Genomic DNA, 13436 nt, shown 5'->3' with positions numbered 1-13436 from the left:
GCTGATATTCATTCTCCGCACTCGCAGTGTTGGTTGTGAATCCGACCTTCGTCAGTGACAGTGACAGTGTGTAATCTCCGTTAACACAGTGGTTCTGCAGTTACCGTGGAATGCTGAAGAGGAGTCAATTTTGATCCGAAACGTCACATTCGTCTATGCTGTTGCCTGTGTTTGTTGCTGTTACTGTGTATTGCAGTACATCATTCTGATTAAACAACCAATTGGGGCTATATCAGTAAAAATCGTAGGATTAGATTTCAACCGACAACGTCCCCTGCCGGGGTTCCATCAAACTGAGTAAAGCACCTTAAAGGTATTGTTGCATACTATTCCTATCATCACACATGGTGTAATAACCATGTACCAACAGAGTTTCACCATTACAAACGCATTTAGTGCATTTGCTGTTTCTGGAGTTAACGCTCGTAATTTCCCCAATGATATGGTGATTGCCGCCCATTTTGTATTACTGGATCAGAACCACAATATATTAAAATTATATTGGGACATCCGCACATCGAAAACAGTTCAACAGTTGCTGTTGTAACGGGAGGTACAGATGAGGTCAATGTCCGTTTATTAGGTAGTAGCCAGTAACTGGACATTAAACATTAACAGTAAAATCATCCGAATATTAAAAACTATATTTACTGGTGTCACCAGCTGTGCAAGTATTATTATTTGTATTGGTAGCATCAGGTAGCACTTGTGATGAAGTTCATATTGATAAGTATTACTTAGCACCATTAGAGCTTACTTGGTGGTTTCATCACTATCTCCAGTAGCGTATTTGATATAGAACAGCTGTTAAGTCAGCTGGAAAACATAACTTCCTGTCAACACAAGTATTGCCGAGTCACGTCGCACAGAGTTTGAGTTGTAATAAAGGATCGTACAATCAATGTAGATCTCCTGTTCCTGTATTTGTTGTTGTCACGGTGTATTCAATAGTATCCCCAACGGACACCTGTCCTGGTGCAGTCGTTGGTTATCGTTGGCGTTGTTTTCACAAATCATGATGAATGTAGGTGCTGTGTCCGTTAAACGCAACTCTGCGTTTGTCAATGTTCCAGTATCAGCACCATCATATCATCACAAACGAACAATACCCAAGTTGCCATTGGAAGACTCTCCATCAAAAGAGTCTAGTGCATTGGCAGTCTCAGGCGTGCTATCATTGACAAAATCGGGAGTTATAGCATGATCACCACTCAGAACAGCAGCCCCTGCATCACTGTTAAATAAAACATTTAAATTCTCAGCCCATCCACCAATATCAGTAGCCAAGAACACATTTGTCGAAGCTGGGAAGTCAGGTCTAGGTCTAAATCAGCTCTCCATGTATGAGTTAATATTTACCCCTATATCAACATCAGAAACCGTATATGTATCAGGCACATTGAAAGTGACAGTAACACCATTTGTACCTGCACAAACCATTATCCGGCAAGGCTCCTGAAGCGGGAACAATTGATGTTGGAGTATAAGTGAATGTTGCAGACAGAGAATTTGAAGAAACTCCTATCATCAATACTGCAATCAGTCCAAATAAATAACGTTTGTTATTTTGAATATTATTAGTACCTTCTTCCCATTACTGTTTATAAAATTCATATGCATCAACCTGATTAATTTAAATTTCATGAATAGGACAATGTTTTCTTGCTAGATGTTATTTAATTTTACTTCAGTATTCAAAGAATTACGAAGAGTAACTCAACCGAATTATCATGTGTGGGAGCATTCCAAATATTTAGAGCGAGTAATTAACTAGCAAACCTATCCGTCAACAATTGTACCCTTATTTTTATTTTTTTGTATTTTTTTTTGAGAATTATCACATTTTTTTACAAAAAAAACGTTTATAGCCTTACTCATTGTGTTTAGTTAAAAGTTAATACCTAAAATTGACAATTAATTTAACCCTTGCTTAATTTGATATTTTTTTTACACAGCTAACATGCCGATTGATTTTAGAAAGCAAAAAATAAAGCTGCAATTATATTCTTCTCAACTATTATATTTAATCACTCATCAAGAGTTTGAGAAAAAATTATGACATGGAATTTAGGAAAACCTTAAAATAAATTCAGTATAACGATATAGTCTTTTCTTTTGCAAAGGTTCAAAAACCCCAAAAAAACTTTTGCGAACTGCGTGCCTCTGCGAAATAAAAGGTTATCAATATTGTGAAAGGGATTATTAAAAACACTCTTCAATAAAATCAGCAATCAGCTTTTCGGTTCGGTTGTTAGCTGATTCGTTATAGACCGTGCCCATTTCCTTGTCGTTGGCTTGTGGGTTGGTAAACGCGTGCATGACTCCACCAAATTGTGTTTTTGCCAGTCGCAACCGGCTTGGTTGATTCTTTCTAAGAGCAACCCAGTCATCATCGCTGACCATTGGGTCATCTGAACCATGAAGTAATAGGACTTTGGAATTGAATAAACCTTGGGAAATGTTTGGGGCTTGTTTCATAAGTCCGTGAACACTGACAACTCCTTTCACATCGGAATTCACTCTTGCCAAATCCTGCACACACAAACCACCAAAGCAATATCCAATAGCTACAACTTTGGAAATATCAGCATTTGGGATTTGTTTGATAGCTTCAAAACCAGCCTGGACACGAGATTGCATCATTTCACGATTTTTCATAAACGGAGTCATTAAAGCTGTGTTTTCTTCGACTGAGTTGACCAGTTTTACCGTTCCCATACATATCAATGGCAAAGCCAATATAACCTTTTGAGTTGCCAGTTTTGCTTTTTCATCAACAAAACGAAACTCTGCCTTGACCACATGTGAACAAACATGACGACAGGAGTATTTTCAGAGCGGTTTTCAGGCTCAGCAACATAACCTTTGCAAGTTATATTTTCATGTTGATATTCAAGCTCGTAAGTTTTCATTATTTCGAAAACTCCACCTTCCCGCCTTTTAACACAAATGGGACTGTTTCCATAGTCTTGATATTTTCCAAAGGATTCTCATCCACTGCTACCAAATCTGCGAATTTACCAACTTCGACTGAGCCCAAATTATTTGTTTGTCCTAATAAAGTCGCTGCATTGAGTGTTGCTGCTTGCAATGTTTTTGCAGGAGTCATCCCTGCTTTAACCATTAGCGCAAATTCTTTACCGTTATCCCCATGAGCACTCACACCTGAGTCTGTACCAAAAGCAATATTAACACCGGCTTTGTGTGCTTTTTCAAATGAACCGGCAATTTTAGGTCCGATGGTTGCTGCCTTTTTGGCAACCACATCCGGGAAAAAACCTTTAATTTTAGATTTTTCAGTCACCCAATCACCGGCAATCAATGTAGGAACTAAATATGTACCATGTTTCTTCATTAGTTTGATGATTTCATCATCAAGGTAAGTTCCATGTTCAATACTGGAAACACCGGCTTCAACAGCTCGTTTCATACCTTCCTTTCCATGCGCATGTGCGGCAACTTTAAAGCCATAATCATTAGCTGTTGCAATTAAACTATCCAATTCATCCTTATTGAATTGGGCATTATCACCACTGGCAGCTTGAGATAGTACGCCTCCGGTTGCAGTGATTTTGATCAAGTCAGCACCATCCTGATATCTCTGTCTGACAGCCTGAGCTGCTTCAGCTGAGCCATTGACAACACCATGTTCCGGTCCGGGATTGGGAAACAATGATTTGCGATAGCCATTGCTCGGGTCAGCATGCCCGCCGGTCGTTGCTATTGATTTTGCCGCCGTAAAAATTCTAGGACCTTTGGCAATTCCTTGAGCAATTGCTTTTTTCAAAGCGATTGTCACATTATAAGAATCACCTAAATCCCGCACGGATGTAAAGCCTGCTTTCAGGGTTTTCTCTGCAAAATAGGCTGCTTTATAAGCCACATCAGCTTCATTGGATTCGTATTTTTCAAGATAAATTTTGGCATTATGTTGGAACGACAAATGCGTGTGCATATCAATCAATCCCGGAAGACAGTATTTGTCGGATAAATCCAAATCGACTTTCTGGTTTTGATAATTTTCAACTTTTGTAAACCGATCCCCATCAGCTTCCACATACATGTTTTCTTTAAATTTTGCTGTATTTGCATCAAACAAATGACCACAATGGATACTCAATGCAAAAACAGGTTGTGTTATCAATCCGGCTAAAAGGATGAGTGATTTTTTCTTCATAATTTATTCCGCCATAAGTTGTTCTATTTCAGATATGGTTCTGGGAACCTTATCACTTAAAATTTGGTAACCTTTTTTGGTGACTAAAACATCATCTTCGATTCGGACACCGATTCCTTTATACTTTTCAGGGACTTTTGCATCCTCTGCAATATAAATTCCGGGCTCGATGGTTAATACCATTCCCTCTTCCATTTCCACCCACAATCCATCAACTCGATATTCTCCACAATCATGCACATCCAAACCCAACCAATGTCCTGTTTTATGCATAAAAAACTGATGATAGCTGTGTTCTTCAAGAACGGTATTCAAATCACCTTTAAGTAATCCTAAATCCAATAAACCTTGAGAAATGACTTTAACAGCAGCTTCATGAGGTTCATTCCAATGGCTTCCGGGTTTAACAGCTTCTAACGCAGCGGCATGAGCATCCAAAACAATTTGATAAATTTCAGTTTGAGCTTTTGAGAATTTTCCATTGACAGGAAAGGTTCGGGTGATATCCGAAGCATAGTAATCATATTCAGACCCGGCATCGATTAAAACCAAATCACCGTCTTTCATTTCGCTGTTATTATTTACATAATGCAGAATACAGGCATTCGCTCCGCTTCCTACAATGGGTTGATAACTCGGATTAGAGTTATGATTGCAAAGAGTTCGCATAAACTCAGCATTCAAATTGTATTCATACATTCCCGGCTTGCACGATTTCATCATTTCGATATGCGCCTCTGCTGCAATATCAGCCGATTGTTTCATACATTTGATTTCAGCTTTGCTTTTATAAACCCGCATATCATCCAGATAGGATTTTATGGACACAAGTTCATGAGGTGCTTGGCTATTTGACCACTTTTCTTTGGTGACAGAATTTGTCCATTGCACAACTTTCTTGTCAAACTCAGAATCTGTTCCCAGCATAAAATAAACCTTGTCACGGCCGGTCATTAATTTGGGAATGATGCTATCTACAGTTTTAATATCATAAGCATTATCGAATTGGAGTTTGCTTTTGGCATCATCCAATCCCAACATTGGTCCATTCCAAATGACATTGAGCGGGTCAACTTCACGGCAAAATAAAATATCATCGCCATCTTCATTCTCAGGACAAATTACTAACAATGAATGGGGTTCGTGACACCCTGTCAAGTAATAAAAATAGCTATCCGGGCGGTATTTATAATCCGCATCACCATTTCTCAGGCAAACATCTTTTGCTTTCAGAATCGCAATAGAGTTTTCACCAATGAACTTTGCAATTTGTTTTCTTCTTTTTTTGAACTCGTCAACTTTAATCATAAATGTGAAATCAATCTGTTTTCTTATATTTAAACACAATCCTTATACAATTGATTTGTATTTTCAGAATTTTACAGATATTTTATTAAATCAAACAATCCGGTTCTATATATTCGCAAATATTAATATAATTACAAATGTGATATTTGTCTCAAAATCCACAAATGAATTTGTTATTATCAAAAATTATAAAGCTGTAGAAAATACTAATGATAAAGAAAAACAGCCAGGAAAAAGATTCTGCTGAGAATACAAAGTTGCATGCTGCAACCGATGTTTTAATGCCGCAGATTCTTGCTAAGTTTGATGAAAGCATCAAAAGCCATCTGACTGTTTTTTTTGAAAACACCGACGACACCTTATTCAATCTGGCAGAAAAAGCCGATTCCAATCAAGTACAAACACTTTATTTTGAAGCGATGCGCACTGTCCGTGTGAATCGAAAAAATATCAAAAATAGCTTTATGCAACTGTTACAGAATGCATTCAATGCAACGCAAAATAAAAAGTTTGATTCTTTTTTTGATGATAGTTCAAAATACGATAGAAACACCCGAACAATCAATTTACAACTCGTTGATGAAACAGAGTTAGATGAAGTATTAGCAAAAACAAACTTGGTTCATAAATCAGAAGTTGCCTATCATCGTCATATATTTGCTTTTGAACAGCGGTTTTCAAGAATTCTTGATATTCAGGTTAACAAAGATCAGATTCCTATTGCTCCTTTCACATTGGTTCATATATTCGCATTGAGCTTGAACGAGATTCCTGAAGAGCAACTCGATATTAAAATCAAGCTGATTCTTTATAAGGTCTTTGAAAGAACAGTCATGGGACAACTCAACGACGTTTACTCTAAAATCAATCAATTTCTTGAAGAAAAAAATATTGTCAAAGATATTAAATACAATATAAGTGCTAATAATAACCGTAATAGTAGCAGTGGTAGTAAAAAATCCAATAACGAACATGTAGCTAAACCTGAAAACAACTCTCAAGGCTCTATTGAAACTCAATCAACTCTTGCCGGATCGGCGACACTTTCAGATACTGAGCAAGTTTCGGCGAATCAATCATCAGCAACTGATGAAAACTATTTGCTTATTTCACAGCTTTTTCAACAAAACAGAGTCGTTATTGATCCAAACCTTTTGAACTCAATAAATTCAAGTATGGTTCATGTTGATTTGGAAAATATAATTATGGCTCTGACCTCACTTCAAAATGAAGTTGCCAGCCATCAGGATGTCGATAATGTATCGAAATTACAACCAGAGCAAATTAAACAAAACCTGCTTAGCAAATTACATACATTGAACTCTGAAACCAAAACTCAAAGAGTCATGAGTTACGATGAAGAAACCATAGATTTGATTGGAATGATGTTTCAATTTATGGTTGAAGATAGAGATATTCCTGCCAAGATTCAGGTTTTATTGGTGAAACTGCAAATTCCCTATTTGAAAATTGCTCTTCAAGACAGAAAACTTTTTGCTGATAAGAATCATTATGCTCGAGTTCTGTTGGATAAACTTTCAAAAGAATCAGCCGGTTGGAGTGAAGAGTCCGACAAGAATAATCACTTCTTTGAGAACTTGAAGGAAACAGTTGTAAAAATACTCAAACTAACACGTTACACCCCTGAGAACTTTAAAATTATTCAGGATGACTTTGAAGATTTTATCAGTAAAATTAAAAAGAAAGCCAAGATTGCCCAAAAACGAACCCAGGAAAAAGAAATGGGTCGTGAAAAAATCAAACTGGCAAAAAACCAGGTTACTGAATTACTCTCCGAAAAAATGACCAACAAACAAATGCCGATTCTTGTTCGTGATGTACTACTCAACGAATGGGCAAATGTATTGCTGTTAATCAGGCTCAGACATAAAGAAGATTCTGAAGAGTACCAACGAAAATTAAAGTTTGTTGATAATCTTATCACGTTCACTCAAGATAAAACTTACCGAAATGAAAAGGTGCTTTCCGATATTTCTGAACTTTATGCTCGAGGGTTAAAACTGGTGGCATTTAGCCATAAGGACATTCTCGAAAAGTTGGACATGCTCAACAATTGTCTGCAAAAAATGATGAAAGAAACAATTGATGAAAGCAATATAGAAATTTCAACTGATGATCAGGCAGTTTTTCCGGAAACACAAGAAAGTGTTCAACACTCAAAAGAAGAAGAGGAAGAAGTTTTCGAAGAGTTTGATGATGACTTTTCCAAACAAGTTGCCAAATTCAAAATTGGCACTTGGTTTGAGTTTAGCAGACCAGAACAATCTCCGGTTCGGGCGAAATTATCGTGGATTAGCCCTTTGTCCGGAAAGTATTTGTTTGTGAATTCGCGAGGCCTAAAAATCACCGACAAGACCAGCCCTGCTCTCGCAGCCGGATTGCGCAACAAAACTATCAGAACAATCAATCGTACGGCTATTTTTGACCGTGCGTTATCAGCAATCGCCAGTAAACTAAAAAAAACAATATCACATTAGTTGAGTGTTTTCTGTTAATATCCGAATAATGATTTCCAAAAGTCCAATTTCTTTGGCAAAATAATACCGATGAAAAATCAATTTTCAGGGAAAAATCATCAATCAGCAAATTACAAAACTATTGGAATCTGACGATTTCACTCAAAAAAACAATATCGACAAGTTGTTTGATTTGCTATATCTCGAAATTAAGAACATCGCCTCCGGACAACTGAGAAAAATCAACCCGGATAGTAGTTTAAGCCCAACTGTTTTGGTCAATGAGTGCTATCTCAAACTTAATATGGCAGAGAATCTCCAGTTAAAAAGCCGCAAGCACTTTTATTGCATTGCTGCAAAATGTATGAGGTACTATCTCATAGACCTGCTCAAAAGCAATCAGAGTCAAAAAAGAGATGGTATCAATACGGTTTTATCATTAACCAAATTGACCGGTGAAGATAACATGGAATTTGAGCTTTCATCGCTCAATGACGCTCTGGAAGAATTGGAACAAATTGATGAGAACTTAGCACGAATAGTAGAACTCAGATTTTATTGGGGGTTTTCTCTTGATGAAATTGCCAAACTGTTTGAAACAGTGAAAAGTCAGATTTACCAACAATGGTTAATGGCAAAATCATTACTTCTCAACCTGATTGATGAACAATGAGCGATCGAATTTCTGACTGGAAAAAGGCCAAAGAACTCTGCGAAAGCATTTCGCATCTGTCAAAAGACAAGCAAATTGAGTTTATCCAAAATAGCAATATATCAGAATCAATCCAACAAAAAGCTCTCAATCTCATTCAAAAACTCACCAAAGATTTTGATCTCATTGAATCCGGCAACATTGATAGTGTTTTGCCTGACTTTCAGCAAAAATTCGATTTATCCGGCAAAATCATTGGTGAATATGAACTCATCAAACTTTTGGGTTCGGGCGGTATGTCTTCGGTTTATCTGGCAAAAAGAGTCCATACAGACATTCAGAAATATGTTGCCCTCAAAATTCTTTCGCCTTATGCAACTGCTGATAAACGTCTTGAGCTATTCAATCGTGAACAAAAAAGTCTCTCTCAACTCAATCACAATAATATAATTTCGCTCCATCATGGCGGACAAACAGATGATGGTACTAATTATTTAGTGATGGACTATGTAGAAAATGGTGTTGATATTGTTCAGTATTGTCAAAACAACAACCTTGAACAACGTGAAAAAATTGAGTTGGTCAGACAAATTGCACAAGCCATTTCCTATGCTCACAATAAAAACATTATCCACCGGGATTTAAAATCTGCAAACATTCTGATAGATGCCAATAATGAAATAAAAATTGTTGACTTTGGCATAGCCCTTTTTGCCGAAGAAAACAATTCAGACAATTCAACTCGGGTTTTTACTTATGATATTGCTTCACCCGAACAAATTCAGGGCGAGAAAGTCGACTACCGAACCGATATTTTTTCCTTAGGAGCCTTATTACTGCAAATTTTAACCGGAAAAACACCTACTCCAGATGTGAAACTCAGTAAATACAATCCGGAAGATGTCAAAAAACACATCAGTCAAATATTAAAAACATCCGGACTGAATGCTGATTTAAAAAATATCATTCACAATGCAACCCATATTGATTTGAACAAAAGATATGTAAGCATGGAAGTCTTTGCTCAAGATTTGAATAATTTTCTCAATCATCAGCCGGTCATCGCCAGTAAAGATTCTTTCTTCTATCGCTTCAAAAAATTCTTGCAAAGAAACCCTCTGACCAGTTTGTTAACTACAAGCATCATTGTGGTTTCAATAGTTGCCGCATGGATGATTTATAACAATATCCAGCAAAGACATATTGCCGAAGATAAAACCTCTCGTTCGATGGCCTTAATTGATAGTTTATTTCAGCAAGCTGATCCATTTGCCAGCGGTAAGAACTCAAAAGATTTGGTAGCAACCTTACAAACTATTGAATCTAACCAGCAACAACTTCTGCAATCAGACCCTGAGTTTAGTTATCATTTTTATCACAACATGGCGAACATCTACAACCAAAATGCTAACTATCACGAATCACTAAAAGCCAAACAAAAATCAATAACCGCATTAGAAAAATACAAAGAATCCGATGACGAAACCTTGATTGAAAATCAAATAGAAGTCCTCAGTCTGTTACACGCTACAGGAAGTTATGAGGAAGCCATTACAAATTCTCAGGAATTATTATCATTTCTTGAAACTCATGATGAACTGAAACCGGTACTCAAACTCAAGGTATATATTCCTTTGAGCCGATGTTACGCCTCATTAAATCAACTGGATGAAGAATTAAAAATTCACAAATTGGCACTCGAACACATGGACTTATATCCTGAAATTGATTCAGGCTTTAAAGCTGATTTGCTTGGTTCAATGGCAATATCACAGTATCGCAACGGCAATAAAAGCATGACAGCCGAATTATTCGATAAAACCATAGAAACATACAAATCACTACCTGGTCGGAAAAAGAATTTAGCGGCTACATTACGAAATTATGCCGCCGTCAATGTCAATTACGGAAATTTTGACAAAGCCGAACAGCTTTTTGAAGAAAGCATCAACATTATTAAATCAGTTGATCCCACTCATCCAACCCTCGCATCCACCTACATGCGATATTCATCTTTGCTGGCAAAAACACAAAGACTGGATAAAGCCGAAGAGCTTTTACACATTGCAATCAAAAATTTAACAGATGCCAACGACAATGTCGAGTTACCAATCGCCTATACCTATTTGGCGGAACTTCTACTCAGAAAAAACAACATTGAAACAGCTGCCGAAAATATTATCAATGCAATCTACAACAATCAGAATGAATTGGATCATCCAAAAACTCTGAAAATTTATAATCTCGCTTTGTGGATTCTATTACTCGAACCTTATCAAAATCAGGCCGAACAATTATTGAGTTTTATGGAAAAGACCGACTTTACCAAGAGCATCACTTCCAAAGAATACCAAATTTATCAAGTTCAAAAAGCCTTTGTTTTGCATCAATCCGTCAGCAATGAGCAAAGTATTTCTGTGCTAACCCAATACATGTTTGGAGAAAACCGGGAAAATCAAACTGAAAAAGTCTCCTGGTTAGAACAACAAATCAGTAAATCATCCGAATATGACGAAATTGTAAAAACCTTCTTAAATGTCTGGCTCATACAATTGCAATTTGATAAAAACCTGTATGAAGAAAACTGCCGAAACACAGAAAAATGGCATGATGATGCAGCATTATTTCTAAAATTTGAATTGATGAATGATTGTTCAAAACTTGCTAAAAATAACGACCTTGTACTCCCTGAAGATATCCAGAAAATTTGGAATGACATGCAAAAACAACTTGAAGACATAACAACTACTGAAAAAATTCTTAAGGCATTGGTTAAGCAGCTAGATGGAAAATAACACATATAAAATGTCAAAACCAGTACGCTGACATCATTAATCTGTATTATCCTCCTAATATTATTCAACCGAACTGCTATTTTTTAGACGTATAACAAGTCTGAGTACCATCATAGTTGTTATAACATTCTGTTCGATAACCTTGGTAGTTACTGTTATTATTCTGTTGAGATTGTTTAATCATGGAATCACCCCAGGCATTAAGACCTTCAGCGAACTTTTGCGACCAACTTTTTTGATTGCGCTCGGGATGCGCGGCCAGATATTCTTGCTGCTGTTGCCATTCACGCTTGGCCGCTTCATGCGCAAGCTTTCGCTCTTCGTCGCGACGACGTTCTGCTTCAGCTAATTGAGCTTCATAGGCACGTTTGCGGGCTATTTGATCGGCCCGAAAGTCCACAGTGTCCTGATAGGTGGCTCGAATGGCACTGAACTTATCATCCCAACCTTCTTTATTGGGCCCTTGGATAGCGGCATATTTCAGCCTTCTTTTGTTGTCTAAAGTCACAGGGTAACGGTAATAACCACCCAAAGCATGCCATTTACCCGGGTGCGCATTGGGTTTGGGTGTCACACCATCCTCTTCATATGCTGTATATAATTGTACGAAGTTAGAATTCCAAATGTATTTAATGGGTGGTTGGTCCGGTGATTGAAATTCGCGACGATAGTCAAAATCAGCCAACATCACATAATCAGCTTCTGATGCCAAAATACTGATAGGAGAATATTCAGAGTTCTTTCCGACCGGTCCACGACTGGCAACACCAGCCACTTTATAACCAAAACCTGAAGGTGTTTTGTACACCAACAACCAGTCCTTGTGCTTTTGTTGGCTTTCACCATAATACCAATGATTGTCATATAAAGGCGTCATACCGACAAAGTTTTCAGGACCAGCTATTGGTTCACCATGCTCATCCAGTGGTAAATAAATGGTGCTGTCAGGCAAGTCTGTCTTGATAGGCAAACGACCAACGGCCTGCATCAGATAGGTGGTTGACTTTTGCCTATCCAGGTCATAAAACGACTCAACAAAATCAATTTTCGGGAAATAACCCAGGAAATCGCCCATTGGCCCCCAACGCATTGAAGCTTCATTACCTGTTTTGGGGTCTATGGCTTTGGCAAATACAACTCCCGTCTCATTTTGAGTAAAGAAAGTGAGTTTGGCCGAAGTAACTATTATATTGTCGTAAGTTGCAACAACCTGACCTTTGGCATCCAATTGTTCTATTCTCTGGGTGTTTTGACCAACACCTGTAGTTCCCCGGTTAACAAAAACCCTTACAGGACTTTGCATCGAATAGCCGCCAACTACATATATTATGTTCTTTTTACCGATTGGCTCACCCAGCTTGGTCACTTTGCCATCTATCGGAACGACATAATATGGACTGTCATAGACACTATGAAGGTCATGAGGCTGGGCCAGTGCGAATTGATCTGAAATGGGCAATATCTGTCGATATATTGCAGGTTCAACTGGCTTATCACCTTTGGTTTCAATCAAACCCCATGCAGGCTTAGACTTATAATATTCCTTATCACGTTTAATCATTTTACCGCGAAAGCCTAAAGATTTAGACGCTTTCTTTAGCCCTTTATAGCCTGGCTTGCTTTTAACAAACCCCATAACCATGGTGCCAGACCCATCAGTCTTTTTTACCAACCATCGCTCACCTGCTTCCCTGCATAGTTTAGGATTCGAATCCAGTGGTTTGCACGTACCGCCAAAAAAAGAACGGGTTGGACCTGCGGCCTGTGATGATAAAGAGAATACCAATGTTATTAATGAAAGAACAATTGAAGTCAAATTCATAAAACTTTTCTTTAGCAATAAAAGCGTAAATTATAACATATTCTATCACTATCAATATAAGTCTTTCCTTAAATGAAAAGCATTATTCAGTTCTTACTCTGGCAGTGAGCTTATAGTTCAAAAAGTCAAGAGAAAAAAACTATATGAAGATACCTCGTTACGTTTCTCTATGTAGAAATTTATATTTTAACCCGTGGTGCATTTA

General features: G+C 37.5%; 9 protein-coding genes. 4 read left to right on the top strand and 5 right to left on the bottom strand.

Annotated features, from left to right (window positions below):
* The first annotated feature begins 358 nt into the window (after positions 1–358).
* Positions 359–547, top strand: a complete 189-nt coding sequence (locus tag R3F25_09230) for a hypothetical protein (protein ID MEZ5497001.1) — start codon at positions 359–361, stop codon at positions 545–547.
* Between the two features lie 545 nt (positions 548–1092).
* Here R3F25_09230 and R3F25_09225 read toward each other — a convergent pair.
* From R3F25_09225 to R3F25_09210, 4 genes are all read right to left on the bottom strand, one after another.
* The gene (locus tag R3F25_09225) at positions 1093–1287 is read right to left on the bottom strand and encodes a hypothetical protein (protein ID MEZ5497000.1); all 195 of its coding nucleotides are present in this window, start codon (positions 1285–1287) and stop codon (positions 1093–1095) included.
* A gap of 915 nt (positions 1288–2202) precedes the next feature.
* Positions 2203–2802, bottom strand: a complete 600-nt coding sequence (locus R3F25_09220) for a dienelactone hydrolase family protein (GenBank protein MEZ5496999.1) — start codon at positions 2800–2802, stop codon at positions 2203–2205.
* Positions 2803–2911: 109 nt separating this feature from the next.
* Positions 2912–4177: an amidohydrolase family protein gene (locus R3F25_09215; protein ID MEZ5496998.1), complete on the bottom strand. Its 1266-nt coding sequence runs from the start codon at positions 4175–4177 to the stop codon at positions 2912–2914.
* Positions 4178–4180: 3 nt separating this feature from the next.
* Entirely contained in the window at positions 4181–5485 is a 1305-nt protein-coding gene (locus R3F25_09210) for an aminopeptidase P N-terminal domain-containing protein (protein MEZ5496997.1), read from the bottom strand.
* Positions 5486–5694: 209 nt separating this feature from the next.
* Here R3F25_09210 and R3F25_09205 point away from each other — a divergent pair, with 209 nt between their 5' ends.
* From R3F25_09205 to R3F25_09195, 3 genes are all read left to right on the top strand, one after another.
* Positions 5695–7983: a DUF1631 family protein gene (locus tag R3F25_09205; GenBank protein ID MEZ5496996.1), complete on the top strand. Its 2289-nt coding sequence runs from the start codon at positions 5695–5697 to the stop codon at positions 7981–7983.
* A gap of 76 nt (positions 7984–8059) precedes the next feature.
* Entirely contained in the window at positions 8060–8635 is a 576-nt protein-coding gene (locus R3F25_09200) for an ECF-type sigma factor (GenBank protein ID MEZ5496995.1), read from the top strand.
* Positions 8632–11409 (top strand): serine/threonine-protein kinase, encoded by a 2778-nt coding sequence (locus tag R3F25_09195; protein MEZ5496994.1) that lies wholly within the window; start codon positions 8632–8634, stop codon positions 11407–11409. The genes R3F25_09200 and R3F25_09195 overlap by 4 nt, the downstream gene beginning before the upstream one ends.
* Positions 11410–11485: 76 nt before the next feature.
* Here the strand turns inward: R3F25_09195 and R3F25_09190 are convergent, their stop codons facing one another.
* Positions 11486–13231 carry a hypothetical protein gene (locus R3F25_09190; protein ID MEZ5496993.1) on the bottom strand — a complete coding sequence of 582 codons (1746 nt, stop codon included), beginning with the start codon at positions 13229–13231 and terminating at the stop codon, positions 11486–11488.
* Between the last annotated feature and the right edge of the window lie 205 nt (positions 13232–13436).

Source organism: Gammaproteobacteria bacterium (genome assembly GCA_041395445.1).
GTDB lineage: Bacteria > Pseudomonadota > Gammaproteobacteria > Xanthomonadales > Marinicellaceae > NORP309.
Note: the sequence above shows the minus strand (reverse complement) of the source record. Positions and strands in the feature narration are given on the sequence as shown.